General features: G+C 33.7%; 26 protein-coding genes and 1 other annotated feature. All 26 genes read left to right on the top strand.

The genetic code is table 11. The annotated features are described in order from the left end of the window. Positions 1–65 precede the first annotated feature (65 nt). The 26 genes from rplA to rplF all read left to right on the top strand — a co-directional run bounded on the left by rplA (position 66) and on the right by rplF (position 22,454). Positions 66–764: a 50S ribosomal protein L1 gene (gene rplA, locus K0040_RS09820; RefSeq protein ID WP_228108691.1), complete on the top strand. Its 699-nt coding sequence runs from the start codon at positions 66–68 to the stop codon at positions 762–764. Between the two features lie 63 nt (positions 765–827). Next, positions 828–962, top strand: a sequence feature (ribosomal protein L10 leader region). A gap of 45 nt (positions 963–1,007) precedes the next feature. Continuing rightward, positions 1,008–1,511 (top strand): 50S ribosomal protein L10, encoded by a 504-nt coding sequence (gene rplJ / locus K0040_RS09815; RefSeq protein ID WP_228108690.1) that lies wholly within the window; start codon positions 1,008–1,010, stop codon positions 1,509–1,511. 76 nt (positions 1,512–1,587) lie between these two features. Then, complete coding sequence (gene rplL / locus K0040_RS09810; protein ID WP_228108689.1) at positions 1,588–1,950, top strand: 50S ribosomal protein L7/L12; 363 nt, start codon at positions 1,588–1,590, stop codon at positions 1,948–1,950. A gap of 345 nt (positions 1,951–2,295) precedes the next feature. Further along, a complete protein-coding gene (gene rpoB, locus K0040_RS09805; protein WP_228108688.1) occupies positions 2,296–5,991 on the top strand; it encodes a DNA-directed RNA polymerase subunit beta in 3,696 nt (1,231 codons plus the stop codon). Positions 5,992–6,030: 39 nt separating this feature from the next. Next, positions 6,031–9,516, top strand: a complete 3,486-nt coding sequence (rpoC, locus tag K0040_RS09800) for a DNA-directed RNA polymerase subunit beta' (RefSeq protein WP_228108687.1) — start codon at positions 6,031–6,033, stop codon at positions 9,514–9,516. Positions 9,517–9,806: 290 nt separating this feature from the next. Continuing rightward, complete coding sequence (rpsL, locus tag K0040_RS09795) at positions 9,807–10,229, top strand: 30S ribosomal protein S12 (protein ID WP_074920435.1); 423 nt, start codon at positions 9,807–9,809, stop codon at positions 10,227–10,229. Positions 10,230–10,364: 135 nt separating this feature from the next. Further along, complete coding sequence (gene rpsG / locus K0040_RS09790; protein ID WP_039679381.1) at positions 10,365–10,835, top strand: 30S ribosomal protein S7; 471 nt, start codon at positions 10,365–10,367, stop codon at positions 10,833–10,835. A gap of 68 nt (positions 10,836–10,903) precedes the next feature. Continuing rightward, positions 10,904–12,970, top strand: a complete 2,067-nt coding sequence (gene fusA / locus K0040_RS09785; RefSeq protein WP_228108686.1) for an elongation factor G — start codon at positions 10,904–10,906, stop codon at positions 12,968–12,970. A 101-nt stretch (positions 12,971–13,071) separates the two neighbouring features. After that, positions 13,072–14,265 (top strand): elongation factor Tu, encoded by a 1,194-nt coding sequence (gene tuf / locus K0040_RS09780; RefSeq protein WP_228108685.1) that lies wholly within the window; start codon positions 13,072–13,074, stop codon positions 14,263–14,265. Positions 14,266–14,637: 372 nt separating this feature from the next. Then, the gene (gene rpsJ, locus K0040_RS09775; RefSeq protein WP_228108684.1) at positions 14,638–14,949 is read left to right on the top strand and encodes a 30S ribosomal protein S10; all 312 of its coding nucleotides are present in this window, start codon (positions 14,638–14,640) and stop codon (positions 14,947–14,949) included. A 94-nt stretch (positions 14,950–15,043) separates the two neighbouring features. Beyond that, positions 15,044–15,673, top strand: a complete 630-nt coding sequence (gene rplC / locus K0040_RS09770; RefSeq protein ID WP_228108683.1) for a 50S ribosomal protein L3 — start codon at positions 15,044–15,046, stop codon at positions 15,671–15,673. Positions 15,674–15,700: 27 nt separating this feature from the next. Further along, the gene (rplD, locus tag K0040_RS09765; RefSeq protein WP_228106563.1) at positions 15,701–16,324 is read left to right on the top strand and encodes a 50S ribosomal protein L4; all 624 of its coding nucleotides are present in this window, start codon (positions 15,701–15,703) and stop codon (positions 16,322–16,324) included. Next, on the top strand, positions 16,324–16,614 hold the full coding sequence (gene rplW, locus K0040_RS09760) for a 50S ribosomal protein L23 (protein WP_228108682.1): 291 nt from the start codon (positions 16,324–16,326) through the stop codon (positions 16,612–16,614). The genes rplD and rplW overlap by 1 nt, the downstream gene beginning before the upstream one ends. Before the next feature lie 29 nt (positions 16,615–16,643). Continuing rightward, positions 16,644–17,474, top strand: a complete 831-nt coding sequence (gene rplB / locus K0040_RS09755; RefSeq protein ID WP_018590370.1) for a 50S ribosomal protein L2 — start codon at positions 16,644–16,646, stop codon at positions 17,472–17,474. Positions 17,475–17,528: 54 nt separating this feature from the next. After that, positions 17,529–17,810 (top strand): 30S ribosomal protein S19, encoded by a 282-nt coding sequence (gene rpsS / locus K0040_RS09750; protein WP_228108681.1) that lies wholly within the window; start codon positions 17,529–17,531, stop codon positions 17,808–17,810. 33 nt (positions 17,811–17,843) lie between these two features. Beyond that, complete coding sequence (rplV, locus tag K0040_RS09745; protein WP_074080191.1) at positions 17,844–18,179, top strand: 50S ribosomal protein L22; 336 nt, start codon at positions 17,844–17,846, stop codon at positions 18,177–18,179. A 21-nt stretch (positions 18,180–18,200) separates the two neighbouring features. Next, positions 18,201–19,013, top strand: a complete 813-nt coding sequence (gene rpsC, locus K0040_RS09740; protein WP_228108680.1) for a 30S ribosomal protein S3 — start codon at positions 18,201–18,203, stop codon at positions 19,011–19,013. A 31-nt stretch (positions 19,014–19,044) separates the two neighbouring features. Continuing rightward, positions 19,045–19,476, top strand: a complete 432-nt coding sequence (gene rplP / locus K0040_RS09735; RefSeq protein ID WP_148490098.1) for a 50S ribosomal protein L16 — start codon at positions 19,045–19,047, stop codon at positions 19,474–19,476. Position 19,477: 1 nt separating this feature from the next. Further along, on the top strand, positions 19,478–19,681 hold the full coding sequence (rpmC, locus tag K0040_RS09730) for a 50S ribosomal protein L29 (RefSeq protein WP_018590375.1): 204 nt from the start codon (positions 19,478–19,480) through the stop codon (positions 19,679–19,681). A 23-nt stretch (positions 19,682–19,704) separates the two neighbouring features. Continuing rightward, a complete protein-coding gene (gene rpsQ / locus K0040_RS09725) occupies positions 19,705–19,959 on the top strand; it encodes a 30S ribosomal protein S17 (protein WP_018590376.1) in 255 nt (84 codons plus the stop codon). A 25-nt stretch (positions 19,960–19,984) separates the two neighbouring features. Continuing rightward, positions 19,985–20,353 (top strand): 50S ribosomal protein L14, encoded by a 369-nt coding sequence (gene rplN / locus K0040_RS09720; protein WP_228108679.1) that lies wholly within the window; start codon positions 19,985–19,987, stop codon positions 20,351–20,353. A gap of 22 nt (positions 20,354–20,375) precedes the next feature. Beyond that, positions 20,376–20,681 (top strand): 50S ribosomal protein L24, encoded by a 306-nt coding sequence (rplX, locus tag K0040_RS09715; RefSeq protein WP_228108712.1) that lies wholly within the window; start codon positions 20,376–20,378, stop codon positions 20,679–20,681. Between the two features lie 25 nt (positions 20,682–20,706). Continuing rightward, the gene (rplE, locus tag K0040_RS09710; RefSeq protein ID WP_074920370.1) at positions 20,707–21,249 is read left to right on the top strand and encodes a 50S ribosomal protein L5; all 543 of its coding nucleotides are present in this window, start codon (positions 20,707–20,709) and stop codon (positions 21,247–21,249) included. A gap of 17 nt (positions 21,250–21,266) precedes the next feature. After that, positions 21,267–21,452: a type Z 30S ribosomal protein S14 gene (locus tag K0040_RS09705; protein WP_018590380.1), complete on the top strand. Its 186-nt coding sequence runs from the start codon at positions 21,267–21,269 to the stop codon at positions 21,450–21,452. A gap of 31 nt (positions 21,453–21,483) precedes the next feature. After that, positions 21,484–21,882, top strand: coding sequence for a 30S ribosomal protein S8 (gene rpsH / locus K0040_RS09700; RefSeq protein ID WP_228108678.1), 399 nt, complete (start codon positions 21,484–21,486; stop codon positions 21,880–21,882). Positions 21,883–21,911: 29 nt separating this feature from the next. Beyond that, positions 21,912–22,454, top strand: coding sequence for a 50S ribosomal protein L6 (gene rplF, locus K0040_RS09695; protein WP_074920372.1), 543 nt, complete (start codon positions 21,912–21,914; stop codon positions 22,452–22,454). Positions 22,455–22,481: the final 27 nt, after the last annotated feature.

The raw sequence follows: 22,481 nt of genomic DNA, 5'->3' as shown, positions 1-22,481 counted from the left end.
TAGACACTTCGTATAAGAAGTGGGAGGTTGTAAAACCGCAAATAAACCACAGGAGGAAAAATAAAATGGCTAATAAAAGTAAAAAATATGCTCAAGCATTAGCAAAAATAGATAGAACAAAATTATATGATTCAAAAGAAGCTTTAGATTTAGTTGCTGAAATAGCTACAGCTAAATTTGACGAGACTGTAGAAGCTCATATAAAATTAGGTGTTGACGGACGTCATGCTGACCAACAAGTTAGAGGTGCTATAGTATTACCTCACGGAACTGGGAAAACTAAAAAAGTTTTAGTTTTTGCTAAAGGAGAAAAAGCTGCAGAAGCTCAAGCTGCAGGTGCTGATTTCGTAGGTGCTGAAGATTTAGTACAAAAAATACAAAAAGAAAACTGGTTTGACTTTGATGTAGTTGTTGCTACTCCAGATATGATGGGTGTAGTTGGTAGATTAGGTAGAGTGTTAGGGCCAAAAGGTTTAATGCCAAATCCAAAATCAGGAACAGTTACATTTGATGTTACTAAAGCTATAGAAGAAATAAAAGCTGGTAAAGTTGAATACAGATTAGATAAAAACAATATAGTTCACGTTCCAGTAGGAAAAGTATCTTTCGGTGGAGAAAAATTAGCTGAAAACTTTGTGACATTAATGTCTGCTATAGTAAAAGCTAAGCCATCTTCAGCAAAAGGAACTTATTTAAGAAGTGTAACAGTTGCTTCTACAATGGGACCTGGAGTAAAAATAAACGCAGCTAAAATAACTGACTAATTATTGATTAATTATTCCAGTTGACACAAGCTTGCAAAAATGTTAATATAACATTTGTTGATATAAAATTGAATAAATTTGCCGTAGACAGTAGGTGCTTTAGCTTAAATACCCTACCGAGGTTTTAGATAAATGATAATACTAAAGCTTTTATGTGGTCTATGCAATAGATAATATAAAAGCTTTTTATATGATGAATCGCGGCGAATTATAACCTACATGGTGAAGGAGGTGCACATCTAGATGAGAGAAGCTTTACAAATAAAATCACAAGTTGTTGCAGAGATAGTTGAAAAATTACAAAAATCGTCTTCTACTATAGTTGTTGATTACAAAGGACTTACAGTTGAAGAAGTTACAGAACTTAGAAAGAAAATGAGAGAAGCTGGTGTTGAATACAAGGTATACAAAAATACTTTAGTAAGAAGAGCAGCTCAAGAAGTTGGAATATCTGAGTTCAATGATGAATTATTAGTAGGAACTAATGCTATAGCATTTGGTTACGAAGATCCAATAGCTCCAGCTAGAGTTATAAAAGAATTTATGGATTCTCATCCAAAAATGAAATTAAAAATGGGTGTTGTTGAAGGCACATTCTACAACGAAGCTCAAATCGTTGAGTTTGCTAACATACCACCAAGAGAAGTTCTTCTTGCTAAATTACTTGGTAGCTTAAAAGCTCCAATGTCTAACTTCGCTTACTTATTAGACGCGTTAATAAAAGAAAAAGAAGGACAAGAAGCTTAATTGTCAGTTAATTAAAAATTAACAATTATAAAAGATAATAATAAAAAATTAGAAAATAATTTCGGAGGTGCGAAAAATGACAATAGAACAAATATTAGAAGCTATAGAGCAAATGAAAGTTACAGAATTAAATGAATTAGTAAAAGCTGCAGAAGAAAAATTCGGGGTATCTGCTTCTGCTCCAGTAATGGTTGCTGGTGCTGCTGGTGGTGCTGCTGCTGAAGAAAAAACTGAATTTGATGTAGTATTAGCTAACGCTGGTGCATCAAAAGTTAAAGTTATAAAAGCAGTTAGAGAGATAACTGGTTTAGGATTAAAAGAAGCTAAAGAATTAGTTGACAATGCTCCTAAAACATTAAAAGAAGGAGTTTCTAAAGAAGAAGCTGAAGAAATGAAAGCTAAATTAGAAGAAACTGGAGCTTCTGTAGAAGTTAAATAATTATAATATAGTTATTAAAAGCTAATAATAAAAATATAAAAGGCATCTTAGTTAGATGCCTTTTTTTAAGCTAAAAATGAAATGATAAACTAGAGAATAGAAAGTAGATGTAAAATTACTTCTGTTTTCTATTCTCTAGTTTGGAAATTTTTTAAAAAACTAGAATTATTGTTTGATTTTTTGAGCATAATAAATAATGCATATTTTGTGAATAAAATTTTAATACATAAAATTAAAAAGATTGGGCAATAAGAATATTGAAATTTAGTCAGATTTGTGGTATAATTCCTAGATGCGTTAGAATCACAATGGTTTTATTTTTAATTATTGAGAGGTGAAAAGTGAATGCCATACCCTGTCACGATAGGTAAGAGAACTAGAATGAGCTTTTCTAAAATAAAAGAAATAGCTGATTTACCAAATCTTATAGAAATACAAGTTGATTCCTATAAGTGGTTTTTAGAAGAAGGTTTAAAAGAAGTATTTGAGGACATTTCTCCAATAGAAGACTACACGGGAAATTTAATATTAGAATTCGTAGATTACTCTTTAGACGAAAAACCAAAATACGATATAGAAGAGTGTAAAGAAAGAGATGCTACATATCATGCACCTCTAAATGTAAAAGTAAGACTTATAAATAAAGAGACTGGAGAAATTAAGGAACAAAAGGTCTTCATGGGAGATTTTCCTCTTATGACAGATAGAGGAACTTTTGTCATTAATGGAGCGGAAAGAGTTATAGTAAGTCAACTGGTTAGATCTCCTGGTGTATACTATGCACTTGATAGAGATATGAAAACTGGTAAAAAACTGATATCTTCAACTGTTATACCAAATAGAGGAGCATGGTTAGAATACGAAACTGATACTAATGATGTTATCTATGTAAGAGTTGATAGAACAAGAAAGCAACCTGTAACAGTTCTTTTAAGAGCATTAGGTATAGGAACAGACGAAGAAATAAAAGAGCTATTAGGTGAAGATGAAAGATTACTAGCTACATTAGACAAGGACAATACTAATTCAGTAGAGTCTGGTTTAGTTGAAATTTATAAAAAATTAAGACCAGGTGAACCACCTACTGTAGAGAGTGCATCATCATTAATCAATGCTTTATTCTTTGATGCAAAAAGATATGACTTAGCAAAAGTAGGAAGATATAAGTTCAATAAGAAATTAGCATTAGCTTATAGAATAATGAACAGAATATCTTGCGAAGATATAATAAATCCTGAAACAGGAGAAGTTTTCGTAAAAGATGGAGAAAAAATATCTTACGAAAAAGCTTGGGAGATACAAAATTCAGGTATAAACGTTGTTAGCGTTTTAGCTGAAGAAGACAAAAAAGTTAAAGTAATAGGAAATAATTTTGTAGACATCAAGTCTCATATTAAATTTGATATAGATGATTTAAAAATCAAAGAAAAAGTACATTATCCAACATTAAAAGAAATTTTATCTGAATGTACTACTGAAGAAGAAATAAAAGAAGCTTTAAGAATAAGAATGAGAGAATTAATACCAAAGCATATCTTATTAGACGATATTATAGCATCTATAAATTATCAATTTAATCTATTCTCTGATGTTGGAACTATAGATGATATAGACCACTTGGGAAATAGAAGAATAAGATCTGTTGGTGAATTATTACAAAATCAAGTGAGAATTGGTCTTTCAAGAATGGAAAGAGTTATAAGAGAAAGAATGACTGTACAAGACATGGAATCTATAACTCCACAAGCATTAGTAAATATAAGACCAGTTTCAGCTGCGATTAAAGAATTCTTTGGTAGCTCTCAGTTATCTCAGTTCATGGATCAAACAAATCCATTGTCAGAATTAACTCATAAGAGAAGATTATCAGCATTAGGACCAGGTGGACTTTCAAGAGAAAGAGCTGGATTCGAAGTGCGTGACGTTCATCATTCTCATTACGGTAGAATGTGTCCTATAGAGACTCCAGAAGGACCAAATATCGGTCTTATAAACTCTCTAGGAACTTATGCTAAAATAAATGAATATGGATTTATAGAATCTCCTTACAGAAAATATGATAAAGAAACTGGCAGAATAACAGATGAAATTCAGTATTTAACTGCTGACGAAGAAGATATATTTGTAAGAGCTCAGGCAAATGAGCCATTAAAAGATAATGGTGAGTTTGTAAACAATAGAGTAGTTTGTAGAACAGTTAATGGTACTGTTGAATTACTTCCTGCTAATAGAGTAGACTTTATGGATATATCTCCAAAACAAGTTGTTTCTATAGCTACAGCTATGATACCATTCCTTGAAAATGATGACGCCAACCGTGCCCTAATGGGATCAAACATGCAGCGTCAAGCCGTGCCTCTTGTAAGAAGAGAAGCACCAATCATAGGAACTGGTTGTGAATATAGAGCAGCAAAAGACTCAGGAGCAGTTGTGGTAGCTAAACATTCTGGTATAGCAGAAAGAGTTACTGCAGATGAAATAATAATAAAAAGAGAAGATGGAAATAGAGACAAGTATAAACTACTTAAATTCAAAAGATCTAACTCTGGTACATGTGTTAACCAAACTCCTATCATAAGTAAAAATGATATGATAGAAGCTGGTGATGTTATAGCAGATGGTCCAGCAACAGATCTAGGAGAAGTAGCTTTAGGAAGAAACTGCCTAATAGCCTTCATGACTTGGGAAGGGTACAACTATGAGGATGCTGTTTTAATAAATGAAAGACTTGTTAAAGAAGATAGATTGTCAACAATTCATATTGAAGAATATGAATGTGAGGCAAGAGATACTAAACTAGGACCAGAAGAAATCACTAGAGATATACCAAACGTATCTGAGAATGCAATTAAGAACTTAGATGAAAGAGGTATAATCAGAATAGGTGCTGAGGTAGATTCAGGAGATATATTAGTTGGTAAGGTAACTCCGAAAGGGGAAACTGAGCTTACTGCTGAAGAAAGACTACTTCGTGCAATATTCGGAGAAAAAGCAAGAGAAGTTAGAGATACATCTCTTAAGGTTCCTCATGGAGAATCTGGTATCATAGTTGATATAAAAGTATTTACAAGAGAAAATGGTGATGACTTATCACCAGGTGTAAATGAGAGTGTAAGATGTTACATCGCTAAGAAAAGAAAAATAAAAGTCGGAGATAAAATGGCCGGACGTCATGGTAACAAAGGGGTTATCTCAAGAGTATTACCAGAAGAAGATATGCCATTTATGGAAGACGGAACACCTATGGATATAGTACTGAATCCACAAGGTATACCATCTCGTATGAACATCGGTCAGGTTCTTGAAATGCACTTAGGACTTGCAGCTAAGAAATTAGGATGGCATGTTGCAACATCAGTATTTGATGGAGCTAATGAGTATGATATTCAAGATGCTCTTGAAGAAGCTGGATATTCAAGAGATGGAAAATTAACTTTATTTGATGGTAGAACAGGTGAATCATTTGATAACAGGATAACAGTTGGATACATGTACTACTTAAAACTTCACCATCTAGTAGATGATAAGTTACATGCAAGAAGTACAGGACCATACTCACTAGTTACTCAACAACCACTTGGTGGTAAAGCACAATTTGGTGGACAAAGATTCGGTGAGATGGAGGTTTGGGCATTAGAAGCATACGGTGCATCTCACATCCTACAAGAAATACTTACTGTTAAATCAGATGATGTTGTTGGTCGTGTTAGAACTTACGAAGCTATCGTAAAAGGTGAAAACATACCTGAACCAGGTATACCAGAATCATTCAAAGTGTTAATAAAAGAACTTCAATCTTTATGTTTAGATGTAAAAATATTATCAGAAGAAGATGAAGAATTAGAAGTTAAAGAAAATGTTGACTTCGATGAACCAGAAAGTGATTTTGAAGGTTCAGTAGTTAGTGATGATACTGACGTTCAAGAAAACCACATGATAGAAGAAATAGAAGTTGAAGAAGAAGATGAAGAATTATTAGATGATATGAGTTACGATGATTTTGACTACAGCAATGATGAGAACGATGATTATAAAGCGTAGTTTTATAAAATAAATATCAAATAGAAGGGAGAGAACTCCTTGTTTGAATTAAACAATTTCGAGTCGATTAAAATAGGATTAGCTTCTCCAGAAAGAATAAGAGAATGGTCTTATGGTGAAGTGAAAAAACCAGAAACGATAAACTACCGTACTTTAAAGCCGGAGAAAGACGGTTTATTCTGTGAAAGAATATTTGGACCACAAAAAGACTGGGAATGTCATTGTGGGAAATACAGAAGAGTTAGATATAAAGGTGTAATATGTGATAGATGTGGTGTTGAAGTTACTAAATCTAAAGTAAGAAGATCTAGAATGGGACATATAGAGCTTGCAGCTCCTATGTCTCACATCTGGTACTTCAAAGGAATACCAAGTAGAATGGGTCTTTTGCTTGACATGTCACCTAGATCACTAGAAAAAATATTATATTTCGCTTCTTATGTTGTTATTAATCCAGGAGAAACAGGATTAAACGAAAAAGAGTTAATAAACGAAGATAAGTTTAGAACTGTTTACAGAGAACATGGAAACACTTTTGAAGTTGGAATGGGTGCAGAGGCTGTTAACAAACTTTTACAAAATATAGACTTAGAAAAAGAGTCTAAAATGTTAAGAGATGACTTAAAAGACAGTACTGGACAAAAAAGGGTAAGAACAATAAGAAGATTAGAAGTTGTTGAAGCATTCAGAAAATCTGGTAATAAGCCAGAATGGATGATATTAGATGCTATTCCAGTAATTCCGCCAGACTTAAGACCGATGGTTCAATTAGATGGAGGTAGATTTGCAACTTCTGATTTAAATGACTTATATAGAAGAGTTATAAATAGAAATAACAGACTTAAAAGATTATTAGAACTTGGAGCTCCTGATATCATCGTTAGAAATGAAAAGAGAATGCTTCAAGAAGCAGTAGATGCTCTAATAGACAATGGTAGAAGGGGAAGACCGGTAACTGGGCCTGGTAATAGACCACTTAAGTCTTTATCAGACATGTTAAAAGGTAAGCAAGGACGTTTCCGTCAAAACTTACTTGGAAAACGTGTTGACTATTCAGGACGTTCTGTTATAGTTGTTGGACCAGAGCTTAAATTCTATCAATGTGGTCTTCCAAGAAAAATGGCACTTGAATTATTCAAGCCATTTGTAATGGATAGATTAGTTAAAGAAGGTTATGCGCACAATATTAAGAGTGCCAAATCTATAGTTGAAAAAGTAAAACCAGAAGTATGGGATGTACTTGAAGATGTAATCAAGAGTCACCCAGTTTTACTTAACCGTGCACCGACACTACACAGATTAGGTATACAAGCATTTGAGCCAATATTAGTTGAAGGAAAAGCAATCAAGTTACATCCACTTGTATGTACGGCGTATAATGCTGACTTCGATGGTGACCAAATGGCCGTTCACGTTCCTTTATCTGTGGAAGCGCAAGCAGAAGCAAGATTCTTAATGCTTTCTGTAAATAATATACTTGCGCCTAAAGATGGTTCTCCGATAACTACTCCATCTCAAGATATGGTTCTAGGAAGTTATTATTTAACAATAGAATCACAAGGTGGAGAAAAAGGAACAGGAAGTATATTTAAAGACTACAATGAATTATTAATGGCTTACGAAACTAAAGCTGTTGAATTACATGCTACTGTTAAAGTAAGAACAGTGTTCCCAGATGGAACAACAGGATTAATAGAAAGTACTGTAGGTAGATTTATATTCAATGAAAATATGCCTCAGGACTTAGGATTTGTAGATAGAAATGTAGATAAATTCAAATTAGAAATAGATTTCCTAGTTGATAAAAAGGCATTAGGCAAAATAATAGACAAATGCTTTAGAAGACATGGTAATACAAAAACTGCAGAAGTTCTAGACCACATAAAAGCTTTAGGATTTAAATATTCTACAGTTGGTGGTATAACAGTTGCTGTTGCAGATATGAAAGTACCAAAAGAAAAAGCAGAATATATAGCTGCTGCTGAAAAACAAGTTGATAAGTTTGAAAAAGCTTACGGAAGAGGACTTATATCTGACGAAGAAAGATATGAGAAAGTTATAGAAACTTGGACTGAAACTACAAATAAAGTAACTGACGCACTTATGGATGGACTTGAAAGAATGAACAACATTTTTATAATGGCCCATTCAGGAGCCAGAGGGTCTAAGAATCAGATAAGACAGTTAGCTGGTATGCGTGGTCTTATGGCCAATGCATCTGGTAAAACAGTAGAAATCCCAGTTAAATCTAACTTCCGTGAAGGGTTATCAGTTATGGAATACTTTATATCATCACATGGTGCTAGAAAAGGACTTTCGGATACAGCTCTTCGTACAGCCGATTCAGGATACTTAACAAGAAGACTTGTTGACGTTTCTCAAGATGTTATAGTTAGAGATTATGATTGTGGAACTACTGACACTTCAACAATCGTGGCTATAAAGGAAGGTAACGAGGTTATTGAAGAAATCTATGACAGAATAGTAGGGAGATATACTATAGATCCTATAGTAAATCCTAATACTGATGAAGTTATAGTGGAAGCTGATGCTATGATAATGGAAGAACAAGCTGAAGAAATGGTAGCAGCAGGGATAGAAGAAGTTCAAATAAGAACTGTTCTTAACTGTAAAACTAGACATGGTGTTTGTTCGAAATGTTATGGTAGAAACTTAGCTACTGGAAAAGAAGTTAATATAGGTGAAGCTATAGGTATAATAGCCGCTCAATCAATCGGTGAACCGGGTACACAGCTTACAATGCGTACATTCCATACAGGTGGGGTTGCCGGTGGAGATATAACTCAGGGTCTTCCAAGGGTCGAAGAGTTATTTGAAGCAAGAAAACCTAAAGGTTTAGCTGTAATAGCTGAAATAGATGGTAGAGTTGAAATAGATGAAACAGGTAAGAGAAAAGAAATAATAGTTATACCACATGAAGGTGAAAAACAAGTTTACGCAATAGCTTATAACTCTAGATTAAGAGTTAAACAAGGTCAAACGGTTAAAGCTGGAGATGCTTTAACACAAGGTTCTATAAATCCACACGATATCGTAAGAGTTAAAGGTATAGGTGGAGTTCAAGAATATATAGTTAAAGAGGTTCAAAGAGTTTATAGACTTCAAGGGGTTGACGTTAACGACAAGCATATAGAAGTTATAGTAAGACAAATGTTGTCTAAAGTTAAGGTTGAAGATCCAGGAGATACAGATTTATTACCAGGTGGTTATGAAGATGTATTAACATTTGAAAAATGTAATGATGAAGCTATAGCTAATGGACTTAGACCAGCAACAGCTAAGAGAGTATTACTTGGAATAACTAAAGCATCTCTTGCTACAGAATCGTTCCTATCAGCTGCTTCATTCCAAGAAACTACAAGGGTTTTAACTGAAGCTGCAATAAAAGGAAAAGAAGACCACTTAATAGGATTAAAAGAGAATGTTATATTAGGAAAGTTGATTCCAGCAGGAACAGGAATGAAAAAATATAGAAATATAGCCGTTGAAAAGATAGAAGAATAATACAAAAATGCAAATTAAAGAGTTCTTGACATCGGTTGACGGTGATGTTAAAATGTAAAAGTGTGAAATTTAAAAGTTTACTTAAACCACTGGTTTTTAGTAAACTTTTAAATAAGCATTTATATATAATTAAAGAACTATAAGTACCAAACTATCAAATGTTGCCCTATATTTATAGTGGCTTTTTATTACATTTTATAGTGACAAGCTATTACAAAGTCAGTATGAATTCATATTGATTTAGTTGGCGATCATTTAAGATCGAAAATATTGAAAAGGAGGTGCAGATGATGCCAACAATTAACCAATTAGTTCGTAAAAGTAGAAAAGCAATAGAAAAGAAATCTACTGCTCCAGCATTACAAAAAGGGTTCAACTCTTTACACAAAAAATCTACTGATGCTAGTGCTCCACAAAAAAGAGGAGTTTGTACTTCAGTAAAAACAGTTACTCCTAAGAAACCTAACTCAGCTTTAAGAAAAGTTGCAAGAGTTAGATTAACTAATGGTATAGAGGTTTCTGCTTATATACCAGGAGAAGGACACAACTTACAAGAGCATAGTGTTGTTCTTATAAGAGGAGGAAGAGTAAAAGACCTTCCAGGGGTTAGATACCATATATTAAGAGGTACATTAGATACTGCAGGTGTTGATAAGAGAATGCAATCAAGATCTAAATATGGTGCTAAGAAACCTAAAGCTGCAAAAAAATAGATTACTAAACTAAACAATAAAATGACAATATTATAGTGCGGTGCTTTAAATATATATTCGTATTTATGGCATCACGGCATTTTATTATGTCGAGTACCTATGATTTAAGATTTAATAATTAAGGAGGGAAGCAAAATGCCAAGAAAAGGTAATGTTCCAAAAAGAGAAGTTTTACCAGATCCAATGTATGGAAGTAAAGTGGTAAGTAAATTAATAAACAATTTAATGATAGATGGAAAAAAAGGAAAAGCTCAAACAATCGTGTATGATGCTTTTGCTATAGTTGCTGAAAAAACTGGAGAAGATGCTTTAGAAGTATTCAATAAAGCTATGGATAACATAATGCCAGTTTTAGAAGTTAAAGCAAGAAGAGTTGGTGGAGCTAACTACCAAGTGCCAATAGAAGTTAGACCAGAGAGAAGACAAACTTTAGGTTTAAGATGGTTAGTAAACTATACTAGAGCTCGTGGTGAAAAAGGTATGGTTGAAAAACTTGCTAAAGAAATAATGGATGCAGCTAATAACACTGGTGCATCAGTTAAGAAAAGAGAAGATACTCATAAAATGGCAGAAGCTAATAAAGCATTTGCTCATTACAGATTCTAATTTTATACAAATTAAGAATAGAATTTGTTTGATATGAAATAATAAAGGATATCTTAAGGAGGATAACCATGGCTAGACAGTTTCCTTTAGAAAAAACAAGAAATATAGGAATAATGGCCCATATAGATGCAGGAAAAACTACTACTACAGAAAGAATCCTGTTCTATACTGGACAAACTCATAAAATAGGAGAAACTCATGAAGGAGCTTCTCAAATGGACTGGATGGAGCAAGAGAAGGAAAGAGGTATAACAATAACTTCTGCCGCTACTACTGCTCAATGGAAAGGTCATAGAATAAATATAATAGATACTCCAGGACACGTGGATTTCACTGTTGAAGTTGAAAGATCACTAAGAGTTCTTGATGGTTCTGTTGCTGTTTTCTGTGCTAAAGGTGGGGTTGAACCTCAATCTGAGAACGTATGGAGACAAGCAGATAACTATGAAGTACCTAGAGTAGCATTCGTAAATAAAATGGACATCATGGGTGCAGACTTCTACAATGTTGTACAAATGATGAAAGATAGATTAAATGCAAATGCTGTACCAGTTCAATTACCAATAGGTAAAGAAGATTGGTTACAAGGTGAAGTTGACTTAGTAGAAATGTGTGCTCATATATACAAAGACGACTTAGGAAGAGAAATAGAAAGAACTGAAATACCTGAAGATATGAAAGAGTTAGCTGCTGAGTGGAGAGAAAAATTAGTTGAAGCTGTAGCTGAAACTGATGAAGAGTTAATGATGAAATATCTTGAAGGCGAAGAGTTCTCAGTAGAAGAAATAAAAACTGCTATAAGAAAAGCTACTATAGCATGTGAAATGAACCCAGTATTCTGTGGTTCTGCATACAAAAACAAAGGTGTTCAGTTATTATTAGATGGTGTTGTTGAATACTTACCAGCTCCAACTGATATACCAGCTATAAAAGGTGTATTAGAAAATGGAGAAGAAGATGAAAGACACTCATCTGATGAAGAGCCATTCTCGGCTTTAGCATTCAAAATAATGACTGACCCATTCGTTGGGAAGTTAGCATTCTTCAGAGTTTACTCTGGTGTAATGCAAGGTGGATCTTACGTTCTTAACTCTACTAAAGGTAAGAGAGAAAGAATAGGTCGTATACTTCAAATGCATGCTAATACAAGAGAAGAAATAACAGAAGTATATGCTGGAGATATAGCTGCAGCAGTAGGTCTTAAAGATACTACTACTGGAGATACTTTATGTGACCCAGCTAACCCAATAATACTTGAATCTATGGAATTCCCTGAACCAGTTATATCTGTTGCTATAGAACCAAAATCTAAAGCAGCTCAAGAAAAAATGGGTATAGCTCTTCAAAAACTAGCTGAGGAAGATCCAACTTTCACAGTTAAGTCTGATGAAGAAACAGGACAAACTATAATATCAGGTATGGGTGAATTACACTTAGAAATAATCGTTGATAGATTACTAAGAGAGTTCAAAGTAGAAGCTAATGTTGGTGCTCCTCAAGTTGCTTACAGAGAAACTATAACTCAACCAGTTGATGTAGAGTACAAATACTCTAAACAATCAGGTGGTAGAGGACAATACGGACATGTTAAACTTAGAGTTAACCCACAAGAGCCAGGTCTTGGATACAAATTCGAAAACAAAACTGTTGGTGGATCTGTACCTAAAGAATATGTTGGACCAACTGACACTGGTATACAAGGTGCTATGCAATCTGGTCTAGTAGCTGGTTACCCAGTTGTTGACGTAGCTGTTGAATTATATGATGGTTCTTACCATGAAGTCGATTCATCAGAAATGGCGTTCAAAATGGCTGGTTCAATGGCTATGAAAGAAGCTCTTAAGAAAGGTAATTCAGTATTACTTGAGCCATTCTTCAAAGTTGAAGTTGTTACTCCAGAAGAGTACATGGGAGACGTTATGGGTGGACTAAACTCTAAGAGAGGTCTAATCCAAGGTATGGAAGCTAGAAACGGAGCACAAGTTATAAATGCATTCGTTCCACTTTCAGAAATGTTTGGATACTCTACTGAATTAAGATCTACTACTCAAGGTAGAGCGACTTATACAATGATATTTGATCACTATGAGCAAGTTCCAGCAAATGTTGCTAAGAAAGTTGCTGAAGGTAAATAATAATTATTTATCTTATAAATAAATAAATTAGTAAGACGAGGTTTATCCTCGTCTTATGATAATAAATTATAATAATAAAATATATTAGGAGGTATTTCACAATGGCTAAGGCTAAATTTGAAAGAAATAAACCACACGTTAATATAGGAACAATAGGTCACGTTGACCACGGTAAAACTACATTAACAGCTGCAATAACAAAAACATTATTTGATAGATATCAATTAGGAGAAGCTGTAGATTTCGCTAACATAGATAAAGCTCCAGAAGAAAGAGAAAGAGGAATCACAATATCAACAGCTCACGTTGAATACGAAACTCCAAACAGACACTACGCTCACGTTGACTGCCCAGGACATGCTGACTACGTTAAAAACATGATAACAGGAGCAGCTCAAATGGACGGTGCTATATTAGTTTGTTCAGCAACTGATGGACCAATGCCTCAAACAAGAGAGCATATACTATTATCAAGACAAGTTGGTGTACCATACATAGTAGTATTCTTAAACAAATGTGACATGGTAGACGACGAAGAATTATTAGAGTTAGTTGAAATGGAAGTAAGAGAATTATTAAACGAATATGAATTCCCAGGAGATGACACTCCAATAGTAAGAGGGTCAGCATTAAAAGCATTAGAAGATTCTTCATCAGAGTGGGGAGACAAAATAGTTGAATTATTCGAACAAATAGATGAGTATATACCAGCTCCAGAGAGAGATGTAGATAAGCCATTCTTAATGCCAGTAGAAGACGTATTCTCTATAACAGGAAGAGGAACAGTTGCTACAGGTAGAGTAGAAAGAGGAGTATTAAAAGTACAAGACGAGGTTGAATTAGTAGGATTAACTGAAGAGCCAAGAAAAGTTGTTGTAACTGGTGTAGAAATGTTCAGAAAATTATTAGATAGCGCACAAGCTGGAGATAATATAGGAGCATTATTAAGAGGTGTTCAAAGAGATGATATCGAAAGAGGACAAGTATTAGCTAAGCCAGGTTCAGTTAACGCTCATACAAAGTTCACTGCAGAGATATATGTTCTTAAAAAAGAAGAAGGTGGAAGACATACTCCATTCTTCGATGGATACAGACCACAATTCTACTTCAGAACAACAGACGTAACAGGAGCTTGTAAATTACCAGAAGGAACAGAAATGGTAATGCCTGGAGATAACGTAACTATAGAAGTTGATTTAATAAACTCTATATGTGTTGAAGAAGGATTAAGATTCGCCATCAGAGAAGGTGGAAGAACAGTAGCTTCAGGAGTTGTAGCAACAATAGTAGAATAATCTATAAACAGGTTATTTATATATAGAAATAAAGAGGGGGTTAAACCTCTCTTTTTTTGTATACTATGTTGACAAGTGAGTAAAAAAATTATATACTAATCAAGTCGTTGTAAGAAAAAAAGATAAAATTTTTTTGAATGCAAAGATTAAAAAAATAATGTATACAAAAAATAAAAAAATATCTTGAAAAAAAGTTAATAATAAGATAAACTATAATAGTGTGCTTGAGAGATACGAATTATAAGGAAAGAGAATTGGTCTTAAAATTTTAATATTTTTGCTTTTGAAAAACAGGAACACCCGGAAGTGTGTATCGGTATTAAAATAAATAAGGACTAATGATAAACAAGCGAAGAAGGAGGGAAATAAAACATGGCTAAAAATGAAAAAATAAGAATAAGATTAAAATCTTATGATCACAAACTGTTAGATTTTTCTGCTGGAAAAATAGTTGAAACTGCTAAAAAAGCTGGATCACAAGTTTCAGGACCTGTGCCACTACCAACAGAAAAGCAAATAGTTACTATATTAAGAGCTGTTCATAAATACAAAGATTCTAGAGAACAATTCGAAATAAGAACTCACAAAAGATTAATAGACATAACAAACCCAACACCTAAGACTGTTGATTCTTTAATGAAATTAGACTTACCAGCAGGTGTTGATATAGAAATAAAGTTATAAGAACAAACACCTAAGATATTATCCTATAAGGTGACTATCTTAGAATGATTACCAAATTAGGTAATCCGCTGTAAGAATTATAGGAGGTGCTAATATGAAAGGAATATTAGGAAAAAAAATAGGTATGACTCAAGTATTTGCTGAAGCTGGTGAAGTAATTCCAGTAACGGTTGTTGAGGCAGGACCAGTTGTTGTAACACAAGTTAAAACAATAGAAAATGATGGATACAATGCAGTTCAAGTAGGTTTTGTAGATGCTAAAGAAAAATCTTTAAACAAACCTCAAAAAGGGCACTTAGCTGCAGCTAACACATTAAAAAAACATTTAAAAGAATTCAGAGTTGAGTCTGTAGATGCTTATACAGTTGGACAAGAAATAAAAGCTGACGTATTCGCTACAGGTGAAATGATAGATGTGACAGGAATATCTAAAGGGAAAGGATTCCAAGGTCCAATAAAAAGACATGGTCAATCAAGAGGTCCTGAAACTCACGGTTCTAGATACCACAGAAGACCAGGTTCAATGGGAGCTTGTTCTTACCCAGGTAGAGTTTTCAAAAACAAAAAATTAGCTGGACACATGGGTAGCGTAAAAGTTACAGTTCAAAACTTAGAAGTCGTAAGAGTTGACGCTGAAAAGAACTTTATACTAGTTAAAGGTGCTATACCAGGAGCTAAAGGTTCAGTAGTAACAATAAAAGAAGCAGTTAAGGCTTCTAAATAAGACTAACCTAAGAAAGGAGGATGCACAATGCCAAAATTAAATGTATTGAATATGAATGGACAAAATGTTGGTGAAATAGAATTAGCTGATTCTATATTCAATGTTGAAGTTAACGAACATGTTTTATATGAAGTAGTTAAAAACCAACTTGCAAATAAAAGACAAGGTACTCAATCTGCAAAAACTAGAGCAGAAGTTAGAGGTGGCGGAAGAAAACCTTGGAAACAAAAAGGAACAGGTAGAGCGAGACAAGGTTCTATAAGAGCTGTACAATGGATAGGTGGAGGAGTTGCTTTTGCACCAAAGCCAAGAAATTACAGATATACTTTACCTAGAAAAGTTAGAAGATTAGCTATGAAATCTGCTTTATCTTCAAAAGTACAAAACAATGAAATAATAGTATTAGATGCTTTAACTATGGAAGCGCCTAAAACTAAAGATTTCGCAGCTGTATTAAAAAACATAAATGCTGGTAAAAAAGCTTTAGTAGTAATGGCTGAGAAAAATGAAAACGTAATAAAATCAGCAGCAAATATACAAGGTGTTGAAACTGCATTAGTTAATACTATAAATGTTTATGATATCTTAAAATACGATTCTTTCGTAATAACAACAGATGCTGTTAAAAAAGTGGAGGAGGTGTACGCATAATGACTAATCCACACGATATAATAATAAAACCAATCGTTACAGAACAAAGTATGGCTGAAATGGCTGAAAACAAATACACATTTGTAGTAAGCAAGAATGCTAATAAAACTGAAATAAAAAAAGCTGTAGAAACTATATTCGGAGTTAATGTTGATAAAGTAAACACATTAAACTACGATGGAAAAGTTAAAAGAATGGGTAGAAGTGTAGGAAGAACTGCAAGTTTCAAAAAAGCGGTAGTTAAGTTAACTGCTGATTCTAAAGAAATAGAATTCTTCCAAGGAATGTAATACCTTAATTAACGTAAGGAGGATAAAAGATGGCTATTAAAAAGTTTAAACCAACTTCTCCTGCCTTAAGACAAATGACAGTTTTAAAATCTGATGAGATAACAACTAACCAACCAGAGAAATCTCTTTTAGTTTCTTTAAAGAAGAACTCTGGTAGAAATGCTCACGGTAAAATAACTGTTCGTCACAGAGGTGGAGGAAACAGAAGAAAATATAGAGTAATAGATTTCAAAAGAAATAAAGATGGAATACCTGCAAAAGTTGCAACTGTTGAATATGATCCAAACAGAACTGCTAACATAGCTTTATTAAACTATGCTGATGGTGAAAAAAGATATATATTAGCTCCAGTTGGAATAAAAGTAGGAGATACTTTAATGTCAGGACCAGATTCTGATATAAAACCAGGGAATGCATTAGCATTAAAAAATATGCCAGTTGGTACAGTAATTCACAACATAGAATTAAAACCAGGAAAAGGAGCTCAGTTAGTTAGATCTGCTGGTGTTTCTGCTCAATTAATGGCTAAAGAAGGAACAAAAGCTTTATTAAGATTACCATCAGGAGAAATGAGATACGTTTCTATAGAGTGTAAAGCTACTATAGGGCAAGTTGGTAATGTAGAACATGGAAACATTGTTATAGGTAAAGCTGGTAGAGTTAGACACATGGGTATAAGACCTACAGTTAGAGGATCTGTAATGAACCCTTGCGATCACCCTCACGGTGGTGGTGAAGGTAGAGCTCCAATCGGTAGATCTGGACCAGTTACTCCATGGGGTAAACCTGCACTTGGATACAAAACTAGAAAGAAAAACAAAGCATCTAATAAATTAATAGTTTCAAGAAGAACTAAATAATAGATGATTAAATAGATTTTATGGATTTATTTTACTCAGAGAGGAGGAAATTAGATGTCAAGATCAACTAAAAAAGGACCTTTTATACATGCAAGACTTTTAAAGAAAGTTGAAGCTATGAATGCATCAGGAAATAAGGAAGTTATAAAGACTTGGTCAAGAAGTTCAACAATATTCCCTCAAATGGTAGAACACACTATAGCTGTTCACGATGGGAGAAGACATATACCTGTTTATATAACAGAAGATATGGTTGGACATAAATTAGGAGAATTTGTTCCTACAAGAACGTTCAAAGGGCACAAAGACGACGAAAAGAGTAACAAGAGAAGATAATACCATTCTTACTAAGGAAGGAGGATATTAAAAATGGAAGCAAAAGCAATCGCAAAATACGTACGTGTATCTCCAAGAAAAGCTGGACAAATATGTTCGCTTGTTAGAGGTAAAAACGTTGATGAAGCATTAGCGATATTAAAATTCACTCCAAGAGGTGCTGCTGCAGATATAGCAAAAGTTGTAAAATCTGCTAAAGCAAATGCTGAAAACAATCACGAAATGAATGCTGAAAATTTATATATAGAATCAATAGTTGCTAACCAAGGGCCAACAATAAAGAGATTTATGCCTAGAGCTCAAGGTAGAGCTACTATGATAAGAAAAAGAACTTCTCACATAGAAGTAGTAGTTAAAGAAAAAAAATAGTCACAGATAGGAGGGAAATAAATGGGACAAAAGGTTAACCCACACGGATTAAGAGTCGGTGTTATAAAAGATTGGGATTCAAGATGGTTCACAACTGATAAAAAAGAGTTCGGAGCGTTATTATTAGAAGACCACAATATACGTAAATTCTTAAAAAATAAATTATACTCTGCTGGAGTTGCTAAAATAGAAATAGAAAGATCTGCTAATAAAATAAAATTAGATCTTCATGTTGCTAAGCCAGGTGTTGTTATAGGAAGAGCAGGGGCTGGAATAGAAGCATTAAAAGCTGAGTTAGAAAAAATGACTAAGAAAAATATAATAGTAAACATAGTTGAGGTAAGAGCTATAGATAAGAATGCTCAACTAGTTGCTGAAAACATAGCTTTAGCTATAGAAAGAAGGGTTGCTTTCAGAAGAGCTATGAAACAAGCTGTTCAAAGAGCACTTAAAGCTGGAGCTAAAGGTATAAAAGTTTCTGCATCAGGTAGACTAGGTGGAGCTGAAATGGCTAGAACTGAAGGATACAGCGAAGGAAATGTACCTCTTCATACTTTAAGATCTGATATAGATTATGGATTTGCTGAAGCTGATACTACTTATGGAAAAATAGGTATAAAAGTTTGGATCTGTCATGGTGAAGTATTACCAACTAAAAACGGAATAAATCCAAGAGAAGAAAGAAAAGATAATAGAAGAGACAGAAGAGATAATAAAAGAGATAACAGAAGAAGAGATTCTAGAGGAACTGATAGAAGAGGTCAAAGACCACAACAAGGACAAAGACCTCAAGGACAAAGACCTCAAAGAACTGAAAACAAAGGTAATAAATAATTAGTAAGGTTCGAGGAAGGAGGAAACACTCATGTTAATGCCAAAAAGAGTAAAACGTCGTAGAGTTCATAGAGGAAGCATGGCTGGTAAAGCTCAAAAAGGTAATAAAGTTACTTATGGAGAGTTCGGTTTAATGGCTATGGAAGCATCATGGATAACTTCTAATCAAATAGAAGCTGCCAGAATAGCTATGACTAGATATATAAAAAGAGGCGGGAAAGTTTGGATAAAAATATTCCCACATAAACCAGTAACAAGAAAACCAGCTGAAACTCGTATGGGTGCTGGGAAAGGTTCTCCAGAGTATTGGGTAGCCGTAGTTAAACCAGGAAGAGTTATGTTCGAATTAGCAGGTGTAGATGAAGCAAAAGCTAGAGAAGCTATGAGACTTGCTGCACATAAACTTCCAATAAAATGTAAATTTGTTAAAAAAGAAGATTTAGAAGTAAAGGGTGGTGAATAGGATGAAAGCTAAAGAACTAAGAGATTTAACAAGCGAAGAGCTAATTAGCAAATTAAATGACTTCAAAAGTGAATTATTTAGCTTAAGATTCCAATTAGCTACTGGTCAATTAGAAAACACAGCAAGAATAAAGTTTGTTAAAAAAGATATAGCTAGAGTTAAAACTATCCTTGCTGAAAGAAAGTTAAACGAAACTAGAGCTTAATTTGGAGAGGAGGCTTTTTAAACATGGAAAGAGGAAGAAGAAAAGTTAGAATAGGCCGTGTTGTAAGTAACAAAATGGATAAAACTATAGTAGTTGCTGTTGAAGATTTCGTACGTCATGAGTTATATAACAAGCCTGTTAAAAGAACTAAAAAGTTCAAGGCTCACGATGAAAACAATGTATGTTCAATCGGAGATAGAGTTAAGATAATGGAAACTAGACCTTTATCAAAAGATAAATATTTCAGACTAGTAGAAGTTATCGAAAAGGTTAAATAGTTTTTCGAAAAGGAGGTATTACGATATGGTACAACAAGAATCACGTTTAAAAGTTGCTGACAATTCTGGTGCAAAGGAACTTTTATGTATCCGTGTATTAGGTGGAAGTAAAAGAAGATATGGTAACGTAGGTGACATAATCGTTGCTACTGTTAAAAGTGCAACACCTGGTGGAGTTGTAAAAAAAGGTAAAGTTGTTAAAGCTGTTATAGTTAGAACAAAAAAAGGTATGAAGCGTAACGACGGATCTTATATAGCATTTGATGAAAATGCTGCAGTTATAATAAAAGATGACAAAACTCCAGTAGGAACTCGTATATTCGGGCCTGTTGCAAGAGAGTTAAGAGATCATGAATTTATGAAAATAGTATCTCTTGCTCCAGAAGTACTATAATAAGGAGGTGCAATAGGACATGATGCGTGTTAAAAGAGAAGATACAGTTGTTGTTATAGCTGGTAAAGATAAAGGTAAAACTGGGAAAGTTGTTAAAGTATTCCCTAAGACTAATAAAGTAATAGTTGAAGGTGTGAACGTAGTAACTAAACACCAAAAACCAAGTGCCATAAACCCACAAGGTGGAATAGTAAATAAAGAAGCTGCTATACACGTTTCAAATGTAATGCCAGTTGATTCTGAAACAGGAAAAGGAACAAGAGTTAGATTTGAAATGAAAGACGGAAAAAAAGTTAGAGTAGCAGTTAAGAGCGGAAAAGAAATATAATATAGCTTGAAAGGAGGGACCTTAAATGGCTTCTAGATTACAAGAAAAATACAATAAAGAAGTTGCTCCAGCTATGATGGAGAAATTTGGATACAAAAACATAATGGAAATACCTAAATTAGATAAAATAGTTATTAATATGGGTGTTGGAAATGCTAAAGAAAATCCAAAAGGATTAGAAAAAGCAATAGAAGAAATGGAAATAATATCTGGACAAAAACCAGTTATAACTAAAGCAAGAAAATCAGTAGCTAACTTCAAATTAAGAGAAGGTATGCCAATAGGTGCAAAAGTTACATTAAGAGCTGATAAAATGTACTACTTCTTAGATAAATTAGTTTCTGTTTCTTTACCAAGAGTTAGAGACTTCAGAGGAATTAATCCTAACGCTTTCGACGGTAGAGGAAACTACGCTTTAGGTGTTAAAGAGCAATTAATATTCCCTGAGATAGAATATGATAAGATAGATCAAGTTAGAGGAATGGATGTAATATTCGTTACTACAGCTAAAACAGACGAAGAAGCTCGTGAATTATTAAAATTATTAGGAATGCCATTTTCTAAATAATTAAAGGAGGGATTCCAGTGGCTAGAAAAGCGATGGTTGTAAAACAACAAAAGAAGCAAAAGTATTCAACAAGAGAATACACTAGATGCTCAATATGTGGTAGACCACATTCTGTAATAAGAAACTTTGGTATATGCCGTATATGCTTCAGAGAATTAGCTTATAAAGGTCAAATACCTGGTGTAAGAAAAGCAAGTTGGTAAGATTTTTTTAAACTGAAAGGAGGTTTTCAATATGACAATGACAGATCCAATTGCAGATATGCTGACTCGTATAAGAAATGCAAATACTGTTAAGCATGAAACTGTTGACGTTCCTGCTTCTAACATAAAGAAAGAGATAGTTAGAATCTTATTAGAAGAAGGTTTCGTTAGAGGTTATGATGTTATAGAAGATGAGAAACAAGGAATAATAAGAATACAATTAAAGTACGGACAATCAGGCGAAAGAGTTATACAAGGTATAAAGAGAATATCTAAACCTGGTATGAGAGTTTATACAAATGCTTACGAAGTACCAAAGGTATTAAGAGGATTAGGAATATCTATAATATCTACTTCAAAAGGTATATTAACTGATAAACAAGCAAGAAAAGAAAATGTTGGTGGAGAAGTAATCTGCTACGTTTGGTAATCAATCGAACTAAGTAAGGAGGTGCGACTATGTCAAGAATAGGTGTTAAACCAATAACAGTACCAGCTGGTGTTGAAGTTACTATAGCTGCTGATAATACAGTAACTGTAAAAGGACCTAAAGGAACTTTAACAAACCAATTTGATGGTGCTTTAACTATAAAACAAGAAGGAAATGTTATAACTGTTGAAAGACCAACAAATAACAAACAACACAGATCATTACACGGGTTAACTAGAACTTTAATAGATAACATGGTAGTAGGAGTTAATACTGGTTTCGAAAAGAAATTAGAATTAGTAGGTGTTGGATACAGAGCACAAAAACAAGGAAATAAATTAGTTATGAACTTAGGATACTCTCATCCAGTTGAGATGGTAGATCCAGAAGGAATAACTGTAGAAGCTCCAAATCAAACTGAATTAGTAGTAAAAGGTATAGACAAGCAATTAGTTGGTAACTATGCTGCTAAAATAAGAGATTGGAGAAAACCAGAGCCATACAAAGGTAAAGGTATAAGATACGCTGGTGAAGTTGTAAGACGTAAAGAAGGTAAAACTGGTAAAAAGTAAGCCTAATTAAATAAAGGTTGAAAGGAG

Source organism: Terrisporobacter petrolearius, from assembly GCF_020748185.1.
In the GTDB taxonomy this organism is placed as follows: Bacteria; Bacillota; Clostridia; order Peptostreptococcales; family Peptostreptococcaceae; genus Terrisporobacter; species Terrisporobacter petrolearius.
Note: the sequence above shows the minus strand (reverse complement) of the source record. Positions and strands in the feature narration are given on the sequence as shown.

Bases quoted from the DNA above. Each gene is read 5' to 3' on its own strand.
- rplD (WP_228106563.1), top strand. From the start codon at position 15,701: ATGCCAAAATTAAATGTATTGAATATGAATGGACAAAATGTTGGTGAA.
- rpsQ (WP_018590376.1), top strand. From the start codon at position 19,705: ATGGAAAGAGGAAGAAGAAAAGTTAGAATAGGCCGTGTTGTAAGTAAC.
- rplX (WP_228108712.1), top strand. From the start codon at position 20,376: ATGCGTGTTAAAAGAGAAGATACAGTTGTTGTTATAGCTGGTAAAGAT.
- rplB (WP_018590370.1), top strand. From the start codon at position 16,644: ATGGCTATTAAAAAGTTTAAACCAACTTCTCCTGCCTTAAGACAAATG.
- rpsJ (WP_228108684.1), top strand. From the start codon at position 14,638: ATGGCTAAAAATGAAAAAATAAGAATAAGATTAAAATCTTATGATCAC.
- rpsL (WP_074920435.1), top strand. From the start codon at position 9,807: ATGCCAACAATTAACCAATTAGTTCGTAAAAGTAGAAAAGCAATAGAA.
- rplA (WP_228108691.1), top strand. From the start codon at position 66: ATGGCTAATAAAAGTAAAAAATATGCTCAAGCATTAGCAAAAATAGAT.
- rplV (WP_074080191.1), top strand. From the start codon at position 17,844: ATGGAAGCAAAAGCAATCGCAAAATACGTACGTGTATCTCCAAGAAAA.
- rplW (WP_228108682.1), top strand. From the start codon at position 16,324: ATGACTAATCCACACGATATAATAATAAAACCAATCGTTACAGAACAA.
- rpsH (WP_228108678.1), top strand. From the start codon at position 21,484: ATGACAATGACAGATCCAATTGCAGATATGCTGACTCGTATAAGAAAT.
- rplP (WP_148490098.1), top strand. From the start codon at position 19,045: ATGTTAATGCCAAAAAGAGTAAAACGTCGTAGAGTTCATAGAGGAAGC.
- rpsS (WP_228108681.1), top strand. From the start codon at position 17,529: ATGTCAAGATCAACTAAAAAAGGACCTTTTATACATGCAAGACTTTTA.
- fusA (WP_228108686.1), top strand. From the start codon at position 10,904: ATGGCTAGACAGTTTCCTTTAGAAAAAACAAGAAATATAGGAATAATG.
- tuf (WP_228108685.1), top strand. From the start codon at position 13,072: ATGGCTAAGGCTAAATTTGAAAGAAATAAACCACACGTTAATATAGGA.
- rpsG (WP_039679381.1), top strand. From the start codon at position 10,365: ATGCCAAGAAAAGGTAATGTTCCAAAAAGAGAAGTTTTACCAGATCCA.
- rplE (WP_074920370.1), top strand. From the start codon at position 20,707: ATGGCTTCTAGATTACAAGAAAAATACAATAAAGAAGTTGCTCCAGCT.
- rplN (WP_228108679.1), top strand. From the start codon at position 19,985: ATGGTACAACAAGAATCACGTTTAAAAGTTGCTGACAATTCTGGTGCA.
- rplF (WP_074920372.1), top strand. From the start codon at position 21,912: ATGTCAAGAATAGGTGTTAAACCAATAACAGTACCAGCTGGTGTTGAA.
- rplJ (WP_228108690.1), top strand. From the start codon at position 1,008: ATGAGAGAAGCTTTACAAATAAAATCACAAGTTGTTGCAGAGATAGTT.
- rplL (WP_228108689.1), top strand. From the start codon at position 1,588: ATGACAATAGAACAAATATTAGAAGCTATAGAGCAAATGAAAGTTACA.
- rpsC (WP_228108680.1), top strand. From the start codon at position 18,201: ATGGGACAAAAGGTTAACCCACACGGATTAAGAGTCGGTGTTATAAAA.
- rpmC (WP_018590375.1), top strand. From the start codon at position 19,478: ATGAAAGCTAAAGAACTAAGAGATTTAACAAGCGAAGAGCTAATTAGC.
- rpoB (WP_228108688.1), top strand. From the start codon at position 2,296: ATGCCATACCCTGTCACGATAGGTAAGAGAACTAGAATGAGCTTTTCT.
- rplC (WP_228108683.1), top strand. From the start codon at position 15,044: ATGAAAGGAATATTAGGAAAAAAAATAGGTATGACTCAAGTATTTGCT.